This window comes from Streptomyces hygroscopicus subsp. hygroscopicus (genome assembly GCF_030269125.1).
GTDB classification, from domain to species: Bacteria; Actinomycetota; Actinomycetes; order Streptomycetales; family Streptomycetaceae; genus Streptomyces; species Streptomyces hygroscopicus_C.
Genome location: NZ_BSSM01000003.1, coordinates 364887 through 382766, shown reverse-complemented (window position 1 = coordinate 382766; position 17880 = coordinate 364887). Strand labels below are relative to the sequence as shown.

Here is a 17880-nt window from a genome sequence, read left to right as displayed (position 1 = left end):
CCGCTTCCGGCTCGGCCAGTTCGGCTCGTCCGGGACGCGGGCGTGGTGCGCCACCGTCTGCTGGAGTCCGGCGGTCAAGGGACCACCGTCAGCACGATCTTGCCTTGGAGGTGACCCTGCGCGGCTCGCGCGTGTGCGCTGCCCGCCTCGGGCAGCGGGAAGGTGCTGTCCACACCGACCCGGAGCTTGCCCTCGTCGAACAGGCGTCCGATCTCGGCGAGCTGGGGGCCGTTGGAACGCACCTGAATGTTCGAGACCGTGATGCCCAGACGCGCCGTCTCTTCCGGGTCGTACCGGGCGAAGAACACCGGAAGCATGGTGCCGCCGCGCTTGAGCACGGTCAGGAAGCGTGAGCTGTCCGGGCCGCCGACGGTGTCGATCACCAGGTCGACACCGCTGACCACGTCCGCGGCCCGCGTCCTGGTGTAGTCGATGAACTCATCGGCGCCGAGCCTGCGCAGGAACTGCTCGTGCCGGCCCGACGCCACCGTGATGACGTGTGCCCCCTTCCATTTCGCCAACTGCACCGCGAAGTGGCCCACTCCACCGGCCGCCCCGTTGACCAGCACGGTCATCCCTGGCGTGATCGGCACCGGCCGGTGCACCCGGCCGGTGAATGGAGACGGCACGTCGTGGCCGAGCTCGACCAGGTACTGCCAGGCCGTAAGCAGCGCCATCGGAGCCCCAGCCGCCTGCACGTGGTCGATACCGGCCGGCTTGTGGGCCAGGTCCGCGGCCGGCGCGGCCACGTACTCGGCGTACGTCCGGCCGTCGAGACCGGGGAACCGCAGCATGCCGAAGACCTCGTCACCGACGGCGAACCCCCGCACGTCCGGAGCGACCGCCTGGACCACGCCCGACATGTCCGTTCCCGGGATCAGGGGGAACTCCAGCGCCGGCCTCATCTCGGCCGGCACGACCTTCATCCCCTCACGCAGGTACCAGTCCGGCGGGTTGATGCCCGCCGCGTGCACCCGGACGAGCACCTCGCCCGGACCGATCTCGGGAACCGGCACCTCGTCGTACCGCAGAACTTCCGGACCGCCCGCTTCGTGGAACCGGATCGCCTTCATCGCGCCTGTCGCCTTCCTGGGGGAACGTTGCGCCTTCAGTCAAGGCCCAGGACTCCACGGCCGTCCAAGACCGGTTCGGCAACCCCGTCATTCCGAAACGGCATGACGCGTACGCTGCAAGGGTGAACGATCTCGGGAAGGACCTGGAACTGCGGCTGGTGCGCTACTTCACCGTGGTGGCGGCGCACCAGCACTTCGGCCGGGCCGCCGCCGACCTGCACGTGGCCCAGCCGGCGCTGAGCCGCCAGATCCGACGGCTCGAGAAGTACCTCGGCGCACGACTGCTGGACCGCGTACCCCAGGGCACCCGGCTGACTCCGGCCGGCCAGAGGTTCCTCCCCCGGGCCCAAGCCCTGCTACAGGCCGCCCGCCAGGCCGAGCTGGCCGTGCGTGAACAATCCGGGACCGAACGAATCGCCATCGGCTACGTCGAGGACCTGGTGATCACCGCCGCCGTACGGGAACTGCGCCGCCGTCACCCGGACGCCGAGATCGCCACCCGGTACCTGAGCTGCCGTGACGTCGGGGCGCTGTCCGACGAGCGCGTCGACGCCCTGATCGCGCGGGCCCCGCTGCCGCTCGCCGCCGACGACGTGTTCACCACCCCGTTGTACGAGGAGCCCCGGATGCTCGTGGTCCCGCGCGACCACGCCTTGGCCGACCGCGCGTCGGTGACCGCGGAAGAACTGGCCGGCGAGGAGGCGGCGCCGTGCGCGTTCGAGACCGCGGACTGGACCTCCTACCGGATTCTCGGGGCCGGCGTGCCGCCGATCGACAGCTACGAGGACAAGCTCGAACTCGTCGCGAGCGGCGGGGCGATCGCCGTGCTGCCGGTCGGCGATCGGCGTAGCTCACTGCGTCCCGACCTCGTCACCGTCCCGATCGAGGGCGCTCCCCCCAGCCAGGTCGTCCTGGTCAGCCGCAAGGGTGACCCGAATCCGATGATCAGGAATCTCCGGCTGGCTGCCGAGGCCGTCCTGACCGCCCCGGCAGCCTGACCGGGACCAGCCGGCCCGCTTGGCACTGAACCGCGCCAAGCGGTGCTCACGCGCGCGGTGTCCAGGCGGCCCGCTCGCCCACCCACAAGGCCGGATGCCGGTCCGCGGAGAGCGGCGGGCGCACCTCCCGCACCTACTTCGGCCCGGACTCGCCTCGGAGGTGGACGATCAACGCCTCAGCCCCAAGAGGATTGCCGTCGGCCCATCTGGAGGTCGGCACGAGCTGGTTCGTCGTCACGTCGTACGGTGTGGTGCTCACCCGCGGCAACGGCCCGCAGCGGATGTCCTGTTGGTCGCCGAAGGACGACGAACTGACCGAACTCGTCGAGGCTGGAGCGGTTTCCAGGGCGACCTCTGGCCGGACGACGAACGCATCCTGGTGTCCGGGCCGCCGATCCAACCCCCGGCTCGGCCCTGCTGTCGGTACCCCTGGCATCCACTGGCCCACCCATCCCCCGGCCACCGCACCCGTGGGCGCACGGCCACCCCTTCCTGGTGCAGGTGCGCGGCGGCCCGACGAGTTCCACCGGCGTCACCGCCGACCTGGACGGACCCGCCACCGCGAGGCTCCGCCAGAACCTCGCCCACCGTCTCACGGGGCGATCCCGGCACCTCCACCGAAGAGGTACCCGGTCAAGGCTTCGTGAGCAGTCCACCAGGACTCCGCCGCCGCGCGTGCAGCGGCATCACCGAGGCGGGCACCGACCCGGTCCGAGCCGTCACCCCGAGACGGGCATGACCAGCGTGTTCACGAAGTCGACGGCGCCTTCCCGCTGGTAGAAGCGCAGGGCGGCGTCATTGCCCGCGATGACGGATATCTTCATGACCTGGACTCCCGACCCGGCGAGACGCTCGCGCGCGGCCCTGACAAGGGCCTGCCCGACTCCGGCACCTCGGACCTCGCCATCGACCACGAGGGTCTCCAGCACACCGACCCGGTCCCCCCACTGCCATGAACCAGGGGCGTCGAGGACGCGCACGACCGCATAGCCGAGCAGTTGGTTCCCGTCCCGAGCGACCAGTACCGCGGCGAGCGGCTCCCGCAGCCATTCGAGGTACTGTCCCCGCCGCAGGCGCCACGAGTCCTCGGGCGAGCGAACCGCCCCGAGAGCCGCCAGGTGTGCGGCCTCCCGACCGTGGTGGGCCAGGAGTTGCCCCCAGAGGGGCTCCAGGCAGTCCACCTCGGAAGCGGCCAGGACGTCGATCACGGGATTCATGCCAGGAAGCGTAGCCAGGGAAGGGCCCTGCGGCCCGGATCTCTCGCGGCGGCCCGTGGCGCACGGCTCGTCTCGGAGGACCAACTCGGCTTCTCCATGAGGCCGTCGCAGGCCAAGACCTGGTCACAGCGTGGCCGGGCCCCGTGATGCGGGTCCGCGGCCGCTCTCGCAGACGCATCTCCACCGCCGCCCCGGCCTGTTGTGCAGACCGGGCCGCCACTCACGGCTGATCTACCGGCCTCGCCGCGACGACGGCGACCGCGACGGGCGCGCGGGCTTCTCCCGGCGCGAGGACGCGACTTGCTGATGGCAGCGCACCAACCGCTCGGCGGCCCGATCGTCCTCATCCGGGACAACCTCGACGTCCACAAGGCCGACGACCTGCGAGAGTTCGCCGCCACCCGTGACTGGCTGACCAGCTACCACCTGCCGCCCCGCGCATCGAGTTCACAACGAAACCGGCCGCAACGGACACCTTTCACGTTCCTGAAACGTGATCGCCGCGTTCCCACCGAGAACGCCCTCTACCGTGGAGGCTCAGCCCACCCGGCCACTGTCGTCCGAAGGCAACGCACAACCCGCCCGCGTACGACAGGAGCCCCGTGCCCCGGCCCGCCGCACCCCTCTGGCTCGCCCATGCCCTGCGCGCCCAGCGCGGTCCCGTGCCCTGGAGCGCGGTGATCCGAGGGGCGCTCGCCGCCGGGCCGCTGCTGCTCGCCGGCGTCGGTACGGGACACACCGCCCCCGGTGTCCTCGCCGCCATCGCCGCGATGCTCGCCGGCATCAACGACCGGCCTGGCAGCCGCCGGGCCTCCGTCAAGCGGCTCGGGGTGCCCGCGCTCGCGGGGGCGCTCGGGCTGCTCGCGGGGACGTGTGCGGGGCGGGGGCTGGCCGCCGTACCGCTGATCCTGGTGCTCGCCCTGCTCGGGCTGGTCGCCGGGAGCATCAGCGCGGTCGGGGCCGTCGCGTCCGCCGCGGGAACGCAACTGCTCGTCGGCGCCGCGCTCGGCGCCGGGATGCCGGCGGCCGAGAGCGGGTGGCAGCGGGCGCTCGCCTTCCTCGCCGGGGCCGGCTGGCTGCTCGTGCTGCGGCTCGCCCTGCCCACGCCCGGCTCGTTCACCGGGGACTTCCGGTTCGACGGGGAACGCACGGCGGTCGCCGAGGTGTACGACGCTGTCGCCGCGCTCCTCGACGCCGTGGGCGGTGAACAAGCCACCGCACGGCGGGCCGCGCTCACCGCCGCCCTCGACCATGCCCAGGACGCCCTCGCCGGACCCCGGCTGCGCCGGTACGCCGGCTCCGCCACCGAGCGCCGGCTGCACGCGCGGTTCGCGGCCGCGCTGCCCCTCGCCGAGGCCGCCACCGCCCTGTTCTGGTCGGGGGCGCCGGTCTCGGCGCGGGCCGCGGAAGGGCCCCGGCGGCTCGCCGCCGCCGTCCGCGGCAACACCGGCCCCGGCCCGCTGCCGGCCCCCCACCGGTCGGCCGCCGCCCTGCGCGCCCTCGACGAGGCCCTGCTGCGCGCGGCCGAGGCCTTCGACCGGGGTGAGGGCGCCGACCGGGGGCTGGTGGGGCGCCGGCGGAGCGCCCGGAAGGCGCTGCGCGCCGCGATCGGCACCGGCGGCCGCGAGTACGGGTTGCGGGTCTGCGTCTGCTTCGGGGCCGGCGCCGCCATCGCCCAGGCGCTGCACCACACCCGCTGGTACGGCCAGCACTGGTACTGGCTGCCCGCCACCGCCGCCTTCCTCGTCAAACCCGACCTCGGGCCGCTGGCTTCCCGAGTGCTGTGCCGGGCCGCCGGGACCGTGCTGGGCGCCCTGGCGTTCGCCGGACTGGCCGCGCTGCTGCCCCGGCCCGCCGGCCTGATCGCCCTGGTCACGGTGTGCGGGGCGCTTGTTCCCGTCGCCACCCGGCACTTCGCCGCGCAGACCGCCGTCGTCACCGTCCTCGTGCTCGCCCTGGTCATGGCCGGCGGCGAGCCGCAGGCATGCGTCAGCCGGATCGGCGAGACCCTCCTGGCCTGCGCGCTCGTGCTCGTCGTCGGGCATCTGCCGATGCCGGGGCAGCGCGGCGGCAGGGTACGGGCGCGGCTCGCGGCGGCCGGGAGTGCCGCGCACGCCTATCTGGTGCACGTCCTCGGCGAGTACGACGACCGCGCCGAGCGGTGGGCACTGCGCCGGGAGGCCTACCGCACCCTCGCCGAGGCCCGTACCGCCATCGCGCTCGCCGCCGCCGAACTGCCCGCTCTCGCCCGGCACACCGCGGGCACGGACGCCGTCGCGGATCTCCTGGAGCGACTTGTCGACACCACCACGGCCTGCGCCGTCCACCTCGACGACATGGGCCGGCTCACGCCTCGGCACGTCGGACAACTGCGGTATGCCCTGCACGAGTTGGGGTTTCAGGAGACCGAGATGCCGTTGCCGGCCGCCGCACAGCCGTACGGCGGGCCCCTACGTGCCACTTCCCACCGGACTCGACACCACCGGCCGCACCACTCTCGTCCATCATGAGGAGGAACCGGTCGGCTTGTGCCAGGCCACGGCGATCGTCGCACGCGGCCCGGTCATCGAGACTGCCACCACGGCCGCGTCGTACTGCGTCGGCGACCCGGTCGGACGCTACGACCTCGACGGCGGATTCGGGGGCCACCACCTCAACTCCCCCGTGGTGAAGCTCACCTGGGTCCGACAGACCCCGTCCGGCCTCTCATCCGGCAGCCCTTCCCCGCGGCCGCCCTTTCCTCAGCAGGCGAGAACCCCCGCACGCGTGAGCGGACGGTGCGGGACGAGCCATCACAGGCTGGTCCTCAGCCGGCACGTTGAGTACTTCAGCCGGCCGCTCCTTGCTCAGCGGTCGACCTCGGGACGTGTCCGCCGGGTGTGCGGCATGATGGCGACCATGCGTAGCGGGGTGGGCGGGGGGTTCCGCCGATGGTGGCCATGGCGCAGGCAGGACGGGTCGGCGCTCTCCGAGATCGAGGCGGAGATCACCGCCTTCGGCGAGGCGTTGGACGTCCATTCCTTCAGCCCCGGCCAACCCGGCGCCACCGATGGGATGCGGGCCGAACTGGCGCGTGCTCTCGACGCGTACGATCAGGCGAAGCGGGACGCCGCCGGCGACCGGTCGCGGGCGGACACGCTCGATGTCCTGCGCACGCTGGACGAGGGCAGGCACGCGCTGGCCTGTCTGGACGCCCTGATCGCCGGCCGGTCTCTGCCGGAGCGCATGCCGCTGTGCTTTTTCGACGCCCGGCACGGGCGGGCCACCCGGCAGGTCCGTTGGGCGCCTCCCGGGGGAGCCGCCCGCAGCATCGCCGTATGCGCGGCGGACGCGGTCCGCCTGACGGAGAACCCGAGTCCCGGCACTCCGAGACAGCGGGGCGCGGGCAGCGGAGTCCGCACACAGCCACGCGACGCCGAGCCCCGCCAGACGACGCCGACGGGTGTCTCCCAGCCGCAGGTCGGCGGGAAGGTAGGCAGCGGCGAGCAGACCCACCGGCTGAAGATGCCGTCGTACCGCCCGGCTGTGATGGTCTTCTCGACCGACGGGCGGTCACGGGTCCACCTGCGCATCGAGGGCAGCAGGAAGGGGCGCTCCTCACGCCTGTACCGGCTGTCCGGCGACGGAACCCCCTTCACCGCCCGGATTCCGCTGCCGGACGGGAACAAGGCGGTCTCCTTCCGCGTGTTCGGCGCGGGCGAACAGGAGGCGTGGACGGCGACCGCGGCACCGCTGCGAGAAGTCCCGCGCTTCCACGACGACATCGACGGGACCGGTTCGGATGTCGTGCACTACCGAGGGGAACCGGGCCCAGGCGTTCTGCACTACGCGGGGTCGAGCCTGATCCAGTTGGAGGCGCTGGACGACCGCCTCGCCTACTGGGCGACGGTGACCGAGGGGCGCGCCGGGGAGCATGCGTTCCAGTGGCCGGGCCGCGGCTACTACCAGGTGCGCTCGTTCGGAGCATGGAGCCTGTCCGCCACCTGACGACGCACGGGCCGTCCCCGGCCGACTGCGACGCTCTGAGTGGCCGGCCGAAGCGCCGGGTCACATGAGTGCGTGAGCCGAGGCGCGACAGTTGCCACCGAGGCATACGTTTGTCACCAAGACAAACATCTTGTCGCCAGGGACCTTCGGGGCGCGCCGGTGAGGGGCGGGAACGAGATCTGGATCGCTCCGGAACGAGGCCCTAGGGTCGGGGACGGCCTGCCGTCGACCTGCTGGGAGCAGTACTGCGATGACCGCATCCCTCAACGCTGCCGAAACCGCCGCGCTGGCCGCCGTGGACGAGGCCGCCGTCGCCCGGACCCTGCTGGAACTGCTCGCCGTGCCGAGCGTGACGGGCAGCGCCGCCGAGTCCGAGATGCAGCACTTGCTGGCCCGGCATCTCCGACGGCTCGACCTCGAAACCGACTTGTGGTCCATGGACCTGCGGGAGCTGCGTGCGGATCCCGGCTACCCGGGCGCCGAGGTGCCGCGCGACGAGGCGTGGGGGCTGGTGGGCGGCACCAGCGACGGCGGTGACGGGCCGGTACTCGCCTTGCAGGGTCATGTGGACGTCGTCCCTCCCGGCGACCTGGCACAGTGGGCCGGTGACCCCTTCGTGCCCCGGGTCACCGGCGACGTCATTCACGGCCGCGGCGCCTGTGACATGAAGGCCGGTCTGGCGGCCGTACTCGCGGCTGTGACCGCCATACGCGCCGCCGGGGTGCGCCTGCGCGGCCGTCTCACAGCGCACTTCGTGGTCAGCGAGGAGGACGGCGGGCTCGGCGCGTTCGGCACGCTCCGGCGCGGCCACACCGCGGACGCGTGCATCATCGCCGAACCGACCGGCGGCATGCTGATGACGGCGAACGCAGGGGCGCTGACCTTCCGCATCGAGGTCCCGGGCCAGGCGACCCACGGCAGCACCCGCTACGCCGGGGTCAGCGCCCTCGACGCCTACCTGCCGCTCCACCACGCGCTGGCCCGCCTGGAAGCCGCCCGCAACGCCGACCCCCACCCGCTGATGGCCGCATATCCCGTTCCCTACCCACTGTCCGTCGGCACAGTCCGCGCCGGCGACTGGGCCAGCAGCGTCCCCGACCTCCTCGTGGCCGAAGGACGACTGGGCGTCCGGCTGGGCGAGGACACGGCCGAGGCCCGCATCCAACTGGAGGACTGCATCGCCCAGGCCTGCGCCAACGACCCCTGGCTGCGCGCCCACCCGGCCAGGGTGACCTGGCCCGGCGGCCAGTTCGCCAGCGGACGCATGCCGGACGGTCACCCCCTGGCGGCCCTGGTCGGTCACGCCCATGCCGACATCACCGGCGGCAGGCCGCCTCAGGAACAGGGCGCACCCTACGGAAGCGACCTGCGGCTGTATGCCGCACACGGCATACCCACGCTTCAGTACGGGCCCGGCGAAGTGCGCTGGGCGCACGGCCCCCAGGAGCAGGTGCGTCTCGCTGACGTCCTGACCGCCACCCGCACCCTGATCCTGGCCACGCTGCGCACGGTGGGCACGAAGTAGCCCCGCGTGCGCGCGGGCACCACGCGGGTACGACCGCCCGTCCAGTCCGCCGGCAGGCACGTCGGCGTAGCTCACCTTCTGACCGGAGGAATCCATCCGTGCCTGCATCTACCCGCCCACGGCGCGGCCACGATGATCCGGTGTCGTCGGTGGCGTTCAGCCCCGACGGCAAAGCCCTGGCCAGCGGCGGCTACGAAAAGACCGTCCGGCTCTGGGACGTCGCCACCCGCACCAGCACCGCGACCCTGACCACCACCGCCTCATGGCTGGCGTTCAGCCCCGACGGCAAAGCCCTGGCCACCGGCGGCAACGATGCCCTCTCCGGCGGCAAGGACCACACCGTTCGGCTGTGGAAGCTCGCTTGAGTACCACCTGAACGCACGCATCGTCCGTGACAGGACGCCGGCGTGGTCGGGGATGCGGCCGCGGAGATCCGTCGGGAAGGCGGCGGCAGTCGCCGCGCCCGGGTGAAGGACGGGCTGACCGTCGCGGTCTTCCGGCACGACGAGTCCAGGGCCGGAAAGCCGCTGCTGCGCGAGCGATGGGGCACCTCAGCGATCCGTTCGTTCGGCGCCGGCACCGGCACCGTGACGCAGCCGGGCGATCAGAGGCCGTGCGGTATGCGCTGAGGGGCGCGCGCCCGGTGTCCCGGAAGGCGGCGGACGCGGTCCGGGTGGTCCGGGCTCGGCCGGCGACGCGACCGACGCGGGGACAGCCGAACGCAAGGGTGTCTTTAGCCAACTCGTGAACGCTTCCCGCGCCAGTGGGGTTCGCGAGGGGGCGATCGGATGTCCGTGCGGGTGTGCGTCATCGGGGCCGGGGTCTGCGGACTCGCGGCCGCGCAGGTCCTCAGTGAGCGGGGCATCCCGTTCGACGTGTACGAGAAGGGCTCCGACATCGGGGGCCAGTGGCGTTTCTGCAACGACAGCGGCACCTCCGCCGTCTACGACTCCATCGAGCTGAACAGCTCGCGGGACATGAGCGGGTTCCCCAAGTTCCCGATGCCCGAGGAGTACCCGCTGTTTCCCGGGCATCCGCAGATGCTCGACTACCTGAACCGCTACACCGAGCACTTCGGCCTGCGACCGTCCATCCGCTTCCGGACCTCGGTGACCGGCGTGGTCAAGGACGGGGCCGGATACATCGTCACGCTGGACGACGGGCGGATGCACCGCTACACCCACGTTCTGGTCGCCAACGGCTTCCACTGGGACCCTAAGCGGCCGGAGCCCGCGTACGAGGGCGAGTTCACCGGCACCCAACTGCACAGCAAGGACTACAAGAGCGCCGATGAACTGCGCGGCCGGCGGGTGCTGGTCGTCGGATCCGGCAACACCGCCTGCGACCTCGCCACCGAACTGTCTGCCGTGGCCGACCGGGTGGTCTCCAGTGCCCGGCGCGGCTTCTGGATCACCCCGAAGCGCCTCTTCGGCAAGCCCGCCGACAAGGTCAACCTGCCGCTCGCCACGTTCGTGCCGCCCTTGGCGCAGAGCCTGTTGCTGACCGCGATGCTCTGGGTGACACAGGGCAGGATCAGCCGGTACGGTCTGGCGGCCCCGGGTCACCTCGCACTGCGCACCCACCCCGCCACCTGCGAGGGGTACCTGCCGGCGGTCAAGGCCGGGCGGATCGCGGTGCGGCCGGGCATCGAGCGCTTCGACGGCGGCAATCGGGTGCGGTTCACCGACGGCTCGGTCGAGGAGTTCGACGCGATCGTCTGGTGCACCGGTTTCAAGTTCAGCTTCCCGTTCCTGCCCAAGGAGCTGACCCCGGTGATGATCGGCCCGATGCGGCTCTTCCGCCGGATCGTGATGCCGGAGCACGCCGGGCTGTTCTTCCTCGGCTTCGCCAAGACGCTGAGCGCCATCACCCCCGTCGCCGAGGCACAGGCCGAATGGACCGCCGATCTGATCGAGGGACGTACCCGGCTGCCCGGCCGGGAGGCCATGCTGGCCGAAATCGCCGCCGACGAGCGGAGGGTGCGCCGGCGCTACTCCGCGACGCCCCAGCTCACCGTCGAACTGGACGTCTACCGCTACCTGCGCCAACTGCTGCGCGACCGCCGTCACCACCTCGCCGTCGGCGGTCCGCTCCCTGTCCACCGCACCGGTGACACCACCGGCCGCGTCCCCGACCCCGCCCGCAGGCCGGGCCCGGTCGGATCCCGTTGAACACCAGGAGTCTCCATGACGATTGGCCCCGCCCCGGCCGAGACGCACCGCATCTGGGAGAAGTGGATCGCCTTGTGGAACGGCGACCTCTCCATCGGCGAGGAGCTGCTCGCCGAGCGGCTCACCGTCCACTCGCCGAAGCTGTCGGACAGCATCGACCCGAGCCTGATCGGCGACCGTGGTGGCGCCCTCGCGCTGATCGGCGGCGTCCACGGCATCGCAGACCTGACCTACACCACAGAGGTGGGCCCGGTCGCCGAAGGAGCCTACGTCACCGGCGGCTGGCGGTTCGCCGGCACCTACCGCGGGGGGCTGCCCGGGGCCGCCGCCGCGCCCGGCACGCCGGTCACCAACCGGGGCATCGACATCCTGCGGATCCACCAGGGCCGGGTTGCCGAATGGTGGAGCGCCGCCGAGAACCTCGGACTGCTCGCCGCTCTGGGACTGCTCCGTGCGGGCTGAGCGGACAGGCGGCGCGCTCGCCGCGCGCCTGGCGAGCCGGCTGATGCGGCTGCCGCCGGCCGTCACCCGGGACGTCCGCGTCACCAGGGGCATACGGGTGCCGATGCGGGACGGCGTCGACCTGCTCGCCGACCACTACGCGCCGGCCGGCGGCGGCCGCCCGCCGACCCTGTTGGTGCGCAACCTGTACGGCTGGGATCTGCCGGTGGGCCTGCTCTACGGCCGGCTGTACGCCGAGCGCGGATACCAGGTGCTGGTGCAGCGCTGCCGGGGGACCTTCGGCTCGGGCGGAACGCTCGACCCGTGGCTCCAGGAGGCCGCCGACGGCCGGGACACCGCCGCCTGGATGAGCGAACAGGACTGGTTCTCGGGCGAGTTCGCCACCATCGGGGCGAGCTACCTGGGCTACGTGCAGTGGGCCCTGCTGGACGACCCGCCGCCCGGACTGCGCGGTTCGGTGGTCCAGATGGGGCCGCACGAGTATGCGCGGGTCGCTTGGCCGGGCGGCGCGTTCGCCCTGGACACGATGGCCGGCTGGGCGTCGATGCTCAGCCGGCCGAAACGCGGACCGGTCCGGGACACCGTGCGCCAGCTGCGGGAGGAGCGGAGACTTCAGCGGATCGCCTACCGGGAGCTGCCGCTCGGCCCGGCCATCGCGCGGGCGCTGGGCCGCGACTACCCGCACCTCGACGCCTGGCTGGCGCACGAGGCCGAAGACGATCCGTACTGGTCCGCCGCTGACCGCAGCGCCGGGCTGGTACGGGGCCCTGGCGTTCCCGTGCTGCTGCAGGGCAACTGGTACGACGCCTTCCTGCCGCAGACGCTCCAGCAGTACGCGCTGCTGCGGGCCGGCGGCGCGGCACCCCGGCTGACCATCGGACCGTGGACGCACACGGCGGTCGGCCGCTGGTGGCCGGTCTTCATGGCGGACTCCCTGGACTGGCTCGCCGGAGTCTTCCCCGAGCACCAGGCTGTCACCGGCCACGGGGTCCGCCCCGGCCGCGATGTCCGCCCCGGCTACGGGCTCCTCCGCCCCGGCCACGGAGTTCGCCCCGACCGAGAACTCGTGCCCGACCGAGGCCCCGTTTCCGGATCGGACCACGGGGCCGCCGGCCGCCCCGCCGGCCGCCCTGCCGAGCCGGACCCGGTGCGCCTGTTCCTGCTCGGCGCCGAGGAGTGGCGCGGCTTCGCCGCCTGGCCGCCGCCGCAGGCGGTCTCCCGAAGCTGGTACCTGCATCCGGGCGGCCGGCTCGACCCCGCCCCACCGCCGCCGAGCGGCCCCGACCGCTACCGCTACGAGCCGGCGGACCCCACCCCGGCCGTCGGCGGCGCGTGGACGGGCGCGGGTGCCGGGCCGCGGGACAACCGCGCGCTGGAGGCCCGTCCGGACGTACTGACCTTCACCACCGACCCGTTGGAGGCAGACCTGGATGTCCTCGGCGAGGTCTCGGCCGAGCTGTACGTACGCTCCGGCCTCGCGCACACCGACTTCTTCGCCCGGCTCTGCGACGTGCACCCGGACGGCCGGTCGGTGGACATCACCGACGGGCTGATCCGTGTACGGCCCGGGTCCTCGGCCGCCGGCCGGATCGATGCGGACGGAGTGCTCGCGCTCGCCCTCGACCTCGCACCGACCGCCTGCCGGTTCCGGACCGGCCACCGCCTTCGGCTCCAGGTCTCCAGCGGGGCCCACCCCCGGTTCGCCCGCAACCCCGGCAGCGGCGAGCCGACGGCGAGCGCCGTCCGTCTGCTGGCGGCGGACCAGGAGATCCACCACGACCCGCGGCGGCCCTCCGCGATCCGGCTGAGCGTGCTCCCGCCCGGAAGCTGATCCCTCGGACCGCCCCCGGCGAGACCGTGCCCCGCCGCTCGGCTCGACCGCGGGTCGAGGCAGTCCCCGCGGGGTGGTCAGTGCTGCTCGAAGTGGCTCGGCCTGCCGTCCCGTTCGACCGGGGCGCGACGCCGATGGAGGGCACCACGATGGGCGGTGCGGTGCGGTGCGGTGCGGTGCGGTGCGCGGCGATGGTACGTGGCCGATGCGCGCGGTGCGCGTCACCGCCGTCCCGGCTGCGCACCGCGCGATGGCCGGGCGCACCGGGTAGCCGAACTACCGCGGGCTCAGCCCGGTGAACGGGGCTATCCAGGAGGGCTCAGACGCCGTGATCACACCAGCTGGTACGAGATCATCTGATCTGTGAGGAGCGCCAGTTGTAACATCACACGCCGTCGGGGAGGGCCGACCGTTGGCGGACGCCTCCTCCGGCACACCACTCCCGGCGGAAGGCGAACCCATGCCAGCAGAGGAAGTACGGCTTTCCCCCGCGAGAAAGAAGGCCGGGTACAGCGCTGCCGCCTGGCTGATCGGTTGGGTGGTCTTTCTGGGATCCGGGTATCTGACCTCGCTGCTGCTGTTCGGTACCTGGGCGAACTGTGATATTGGCGCCAACGGTGTCGGCCAGCTCTTCTCATTGGTGGTCACGGCGACCGGCATGGCGGCGGTGTCAACCGTGCTGTGGGCTGGGATGCGCAAGGCGACCGGTCACCGACGGTTGCTGTTGCCGCTGGCGTTGACGGCTCTCGCCACAGCAGTGCTGCTCTGGCCGATGTTGGCCGTGTGGTACGTGTCGCCCGGCCATCCGGAGAGCATGTGCGAACCGGGCGGCAGGCCAGTGTGGTGGCCCAGTTGGCTCCCCTTGTGAGGCGGGCCATCCGTAGAACAGCCCGAAGCTGCGATCGCATGGCGTGATCACACCACTTGACCGTCCCTGTTCATCCGCAGTCGCGCACCTGGCACAGAGCGATCCTGCCGACACCGGGTAGGTCCGATATCCGTCTCTTGAGCGTTGTGCGCTGCACATCGGAGAGACTGTCAGGGAATCTGACTTCTAGGTAGGCCTTGTCCGAACCGCCATCCTGGATGATCCACACATTCACGGCTCCGAACGGCTTCAGGCGTTCAGTTACTTGTCCGAGGTCGACCCGCGTGCTCCAGGTAGCGTCGATCACCGCCTGATAGGTGTGAGGCCTTGTCGAAGCGGGACTCACGTAGAAGTGCCAGCACCACAGCGCGGATCCACACACGACCGAGGGTGCACGGGGGGTCGGCGGCAGCGAGGGGTGCCGGGTCGGGGCGGGGTGAAGGCGAGGACCTCGCTGGTGCGGCCCAGGCCGTCGGCCGCCAGCACCACCAGCACCCACACAGTGGCCACCGCCCCGACCGCCGTGGTGTGGCGGCGAGCGCTCGGGCGGCGGCCGGGGCGAGGTGGTGGGTCAGGCGGGGAGCCGGCCCGGCCAGGAGCGCCGGGGTGAGCAACGGCACGTAGACGGTCAGGTACACGAGCGGCGGTGGCCCTTCCGGTCAGCCCCGTGGGCCGAGCAGGGCGCGCAGCGCGGCCTGCTCCTCGGCATCGAGGGTGTCGACGAACCGCTGCGGCACCTCGGCGGGACGCGTCCCGTGCCGCAGGGTGGTGTTCGTGTGCTCGCCCGCCGATGCCGCCTCAGACAGACTTGGTCTCTCCACCGTCGACGCGGAGGTTCTGTCCGGTCATGTAGGCCGACTCCTCGCCGGCGAGGAAGCGTACGATCCGAGCGGCTTCCGCGGTGCTCTGCGCTCGGCGCAACGGGATGCCGCTCGTCCACTCGGCCGGGACGACGCTGGGGTCGTCCTTGGTCAGTCCGGTCAGGACGTTGTTCATCCGGATGCCCTGCGGGCCGTACTCGTTGGCGTACAGCTTGGTGAAGGAGGCCAGCGCCGCCCGCATGGTCACCGAGACGGGGAACATCGGGCCGGGCTCGAAGACGCCTGCGGTGGAGATGTTCACGATCGCGCCGCCACCGGAGGCGATCAGATGGGGCGTCACGAGGCGGGCCATGCGCACGACGTTCAGCAGGTAGAGGTCGACGCCCTCGGACCATTGCTCGTCCGTGATCTGGAGCACCGGGCCGCGTGCCGCGTGACCGCTGCTGTTGACGACCGCGTCGATCCGGCCGTACTCCGACACCGCGAGGTCGACGCACGCCCGAAGGTCCTCGACGCTGGTGTTCGAGCCGTCCAGGCCGACACCACCGAGCGACTCGGCGAGGGCTCGGGCCCGGCCCGACGGCGACATCGCGACCACCCGGTAGCCGTTCGCGGCGAACTCCCGCACGCAGGCGGCGCCGATTCCGGATCCGCCACCGACGACGATCGCGACCTTCTCGGAGGCGGACGAGGAGGTCTCAGTCATGGGTGTATTCCTTCAGGCGAGTGGTGGCCAGGGACTCGAGCGCGTCGGCAGCCAGCTCGGCGTACCGGGTGAAGTCGGTGTCGTCGCCGGCGGCCGCGGCCACGCGGAAGCCGTCGGTGAGCGCGCGCCCCATGACGGCGATGTCGTGCGCCAGCTCCGCCGCGACATCATCCGGCAGCTCCGGGTACGAGGCCCGCAGCCGGGCGGTGACGAACTGGAACATCTCCTTGCGGATGGCGAGGTACCGCTGCCGTGCGAGGTTGTCCTCCAGGCGCCGCTCGAACGCGAACACGAGGCCGATGCTCCAGAACGCGGCGGCCGGCTCGGCCAGGCTCGCGGACGCTGCCGCCGACTCGCTGATGCTGTGTCGTAGGAGGTCGCGCACGGAACCGGCGGACGCGTTGGCCTGCTTCCAGACCTCGAAGCAGTAGTCGAGCAACTCGACGAAGAGCCGCTCCTTGTTCTGGAAGTGCCAGTAGACCGATCCGATCGGCAGACCGGACGCGCGAGCGACATCGGCCATGGTGGTGCCCTCGTACCCGGCCTCGACCGCCCGCGAGAGCACGGCCTCGAGAATCGCCCGTTTGGACCCCTCGGTAGCCCGGTGGACCTTCCGTTTGGCGGCCATCAATCCCCCTCGCTGCTGCGGACTGCAGTTCTACCAAATCTCACATCGACCCTTGACGCCGACCGTGCTCGCCGGTCACTGTAACCCCCAGCCTAGAACCTAGAACCTAGATTCTAGGCATTGGTGGTGGGCCACGGCCAGGACGCGGTCCCCCCGACTCCGCGGGCGGCAGGGACGCCGGTCCGCGCGATCCTCGACGCAGAGAGGCCGCCCATGAAGGTCACCGACCAAGTCGTTCAAGGGAAGATGAGTGGACTGCAGATCCGCGCCGTCGTCATCGCGATCGCCCTTGTCGTGCTCGACGGCTATGACGTCTCCCTGACCTCGTTCGCCGCCCCGTACATCGAGCAGGGCTTCGGGGTGTCGAAGGCCCAGCTCGGACTCGTCATGTCCGGAGCCCTGGTCGGCATGCTCGTCGGCTCGATCATCATTGCGCCGCTCGCCGACCGCATCGGCCGACGCAACATGGGCGTCATCTCCACGTTCACCATCGCGATCGGCATGCTCATCGGCCCGTTCGCCACGCCCGAGACCGGGACCGGCCCCCTCGTCGTCAGCCGCATCATCACCGGCATCGGCATCGGCTCCCTGGTGGCCGTGGCCGGCGTCATCCTCGCCGAGTACACGGGCAAGCGCGTGTACTCCCTGGTGATGGCCGTCTATGCCGCCGCGATCAACATCGGCGGGCTGCTCGGCTCCATGATCGTGGGCCCGACGCTGGGTGCGCACGGCTGGCAGTTCGGCTGGTGGGTCGGGTTCGCCCTCAGCGCCATCGCCGCGGCCGCCACGTTCGCCTTCCTCCCCGAATCGCTCGCCTGGCTCTCCGAGGGCCGTCGCACGGACTCACTGCAGCGGCTCAACGCACTCCTGACGAAGATGCACCGCCCCGCACTCGAAGCGCTCCCGGAGTCGGACTCGACGAGCGTCAAGGTCAAGGGCTCACTGCGCACCGTGTTCACCGGCAGGTCCGGCTACTTCACGCTGCTGATGATCGTCGGGTACGTCGCGTACATGCTCAGCTTCTACTTCATGACGAACTGGGCCCCGAGCGCCGTCGCGGACGCCCATCACAACCCGGCGCTCGCCCCGCAGCTCGTCACCGCCTTCAGCGTCGGCGGCATCCTCGGCAACGTGCTCTTCGGCTACCTCGGCGGAAAACTCAACGTCCGCTTCGTCACCCCGGTCTTCCTGATCCTGGCCACCGCCACCCTTTCGCTGTTCGGCATCGCCGGGCCGGGGATGCCGACCGCCTGGTGGACCCTGTTCCTGGCGTCGTTCTTCGTCTGCGCCGGCACCGCCGCCTTCTACGCGATCGTCCCCACGCTGTACCCGACGCTGGCCCGCTCGACCGGTTTCGGTGTCGTCATCGGCGTCGGCCGGTTCGGCGGCATCGCGGCGCCGATCGTCGGCGGCGCGGCCTTCGACGCGGGCCTGGGGATGGGGGCGGCCTTCACCGTCTTCGCGATGCCCATGCTCGTCGCCGGCCTCTGCGTTCTGGCCTTGCACCTGGGCCTGCGCCGCTCCGACGCACCGGATGCCGCGCGGCCCGTGTTCGCCGGTACGTCCGCGTAGCAGCCGGCCGTTCGCCACTCC

General features: G+C 71.9%; 16 protein-coding genes and 1 pseudogene. 12 read left to right on the top strand and 5 right to left on the bottom strand.

Translation table 11 applies throughout. The features are described 5' to 3' along the window. Positions 1 to 74: 74 nt before the first annotated feature. On the bottom strand, positions 75 to 1073 hold the full coding sequence (locus tag QSK45_RS09835; RefSeq protein ID WP_285555204.1) for an NADP-dependent oxidoreductase: 999 nt from the start codon (positions 1071 to 1073) through the stop codon (positions 75 to 77). Positions 1074 to 1195: 122 nt separating this feature from the next. Here QSK45_RS09835 and QSK45_RS09830 point away from each other — a divergent pair, with 122 nt between their 5' ends. Continuing rightward, positions 1196 to 2071, top strand: coding sequence for a LysR family transcriptional regulator (locus QSK45_RS09830; RefSeq protein ID WP_285555203.1), 876 nt, complete (start codon positions 1196 to 1198; stop codon positions 2069 to 2071). 719 nt (positions 2072 to 2790) lie between these two features. Here the strand turns inward: QSK45_RS09830 and QSK45_RS09825 are convergent. Continuing rightward, complete coding sequence (locus QSK45_RS09825; RefSeq protein ID WP_285555201.1) at positions 2791 to 3288, bottom strand: GNAT family N-acetyltransferase; 498 nt, start codon at positions 3286 to 3288, stop codon at positions 2791 to 2793. Between the two features lie 36 nt (positions 3289 to 3324). Between QSK45_RS09825 and QSK45_RS09820 the strand changes: the two are divergent. From QSK45_RS09820 to QSK45_RS09775, 10 genes and pseudogenes are all read left to right on the top strand, one after another. Then, positions 3325 to 3720, top strand: a pseudogene (locus QSK45_RS09820) (IS630 family transposase); the annotation flags it as partial. A gap of 170 nt (positions 3721 to 3890) precedes the next feature. Further along, positions 3891 to 5798, top strand: a complete 1908-nt coding sequence (locus QSK45_RS09815; protein ID WP_285555199.1) for an FUSC family protein — start codon at positions 3891 to 3893, stop codon at positions 5796 to 5798. A 388-nt stretch (positions 5799 to 6186) separates the two neighbouring features. Beyond that, positions 6187 to 7275: a hypothetical protein gene (locus QSK45_RS09810; protein WP_285555198.1), complete on the top strand. Its 1089-nt coding sequence runs from the start codon at positions 6187 to 6189 to the stop codon at positions 7273 to 7275. A gap of 250 nt (positions 7276 to 7525) precedes the next feature. Then, positions 7526 to 8800, top strand: coding sequence for an ArgE/DapE family deacylase (locus tag QSK45_RS09805; RefSeq protein ID WP_285555197.1), 1275 nt, complete (start codon positions 7526 to 7528; stop codon positions 8798 to 8800). A 98-nt stretch (positions 8801 to 8898) separates the two neighbouring features. Next, positions 8899 to 9165: a WD40 repeat domain-containing protein gene (locus QSK45_RS09800; RefSeq protein ID WP_285555196.1), complete on the top strand. Its 267-nt coding sequence runs from the start codon at positions 8899 to 8901 to the stop codon at positions 9163 to 9165. A gap of 42 nt (positions 9166 to 9207) precedes the next feature. Further along, a complete protein-coding gene (locus QSK45_RS09795) occupies positions 9208 to 9429 on the top strand; it encodes a hypothetical protein (RefSeq protein WP_285555194.1) in 222 nt (73 codons plus the stop codon). 159 nt (positions 9430 to 9588) lie between these two features. Then, entirely contained in the window at positions 9589 to 10971 is a 1383-nt protein-coding gene (locus tag QSK45_RS09790; protein ID WP_285555191.1) for a flavin-containing monooxygenase, read from the top strand. Positions 10972 to 10986: 15 nt separating this feature from the next. Next, complete coding sequence (locus QSK45_RS09785; protein WP_285555190.1) at positions 10987 to 11433, top strand: ester cyclase; 447 nt, start codon at positions 10987 to 10989, stop codon at positions 11431 to 11433. Then, positions 11423 to 13264, top strand: a complete 1842-nt coding sequence (locus QSK45_RS09780) for a CocE/NonD family hydrolase (RefSeq protein WP_285555189.1) — start codon at positions 11423 to 11425, stop codon at positions 13262 to 13264. The genes QSK45_RS09785 and QSK45_RS09780 overlap by 11 nt, the downstream gene beginning before the upstream one ends. Before the next feature lie 460 nt (positions 13265 to 13724). Further along, on the top strand, positions 13725 to 14132 hold the full coding sequence (locus QSK45_RS09775; RefSeq protein ID WP_285555188.1) for a hypothetical protein: 408 nt from the start codon (positions 13725 to 13727) through the stop codon (positions 14130 to 14132). 659 nt (positions 14133 to 14791) lie between these two features. Here the strand turns inward: QSK45_RS09775 and QSK45_RS09770 are convergent. Genes QSK45_RS09770 through QSK45_RS09760 form a run of 3 tightly spaced genes read right to left on the bottom strand, consistent with a single transcriptional unit; the run spans position 14792 to position 16287 of the window. Further along, the gene (locus tag QSK45_RS09770) at positions 14792 to 14953 is read right to left on the bottom strand and encodes a hypothetical protein (protein WP_285555186.1); all 162 of its coding nucleotides are present in this window, start codon (positions 14951 to 14953) and stop codon (positions 14792 to 14794) included. Next, on the bottom strand, positions 14931 to 15659 hold the full coding sequence (locus QSK45_RS09765; protein WP_285555184.1) for an SDR family oxidoreductase: 729 nt from the start codon (positions 15657 to 15659) through the stop codon (positions 14931 to 14933). The genes QSK45_RS09770 and QSK45_RS09765 overlap by 23 nt, the downstream gene beginning before the upstream one ends. Next, positions 15652 to 16287 (bottom strand): TetR/AcrR family transcriptional regulator, encoded by a 636-nt coding sequence (locus tag QSK45_RS09760; RefSeq protein ID WP_285555182.1) that lies wholly within the window; start codon positions 16285 to 16287, stop codon positions 15652 to 15654. Before QSK45_RS09760 ends, QSK45_RS09765 begins: the two co-directional genes overlap by 8 nt. Positions 16288 to 16533: 246 nt before the next feature. On the opposite strand from QSK45_RS09760, the gene QSK45_RS09755 reads away from it, so the two are divergent. Continuing rightward, entirely contained in the window at positions 16534 to 17859 is a 1326-nt protein-coding gene (locus QSK45_RS09755; RefSeq protein WP_285555180.1) for an MFS transporter, read from the top strand. Positions 17860 to 17880: the final 21 nt, after the last annotated feature.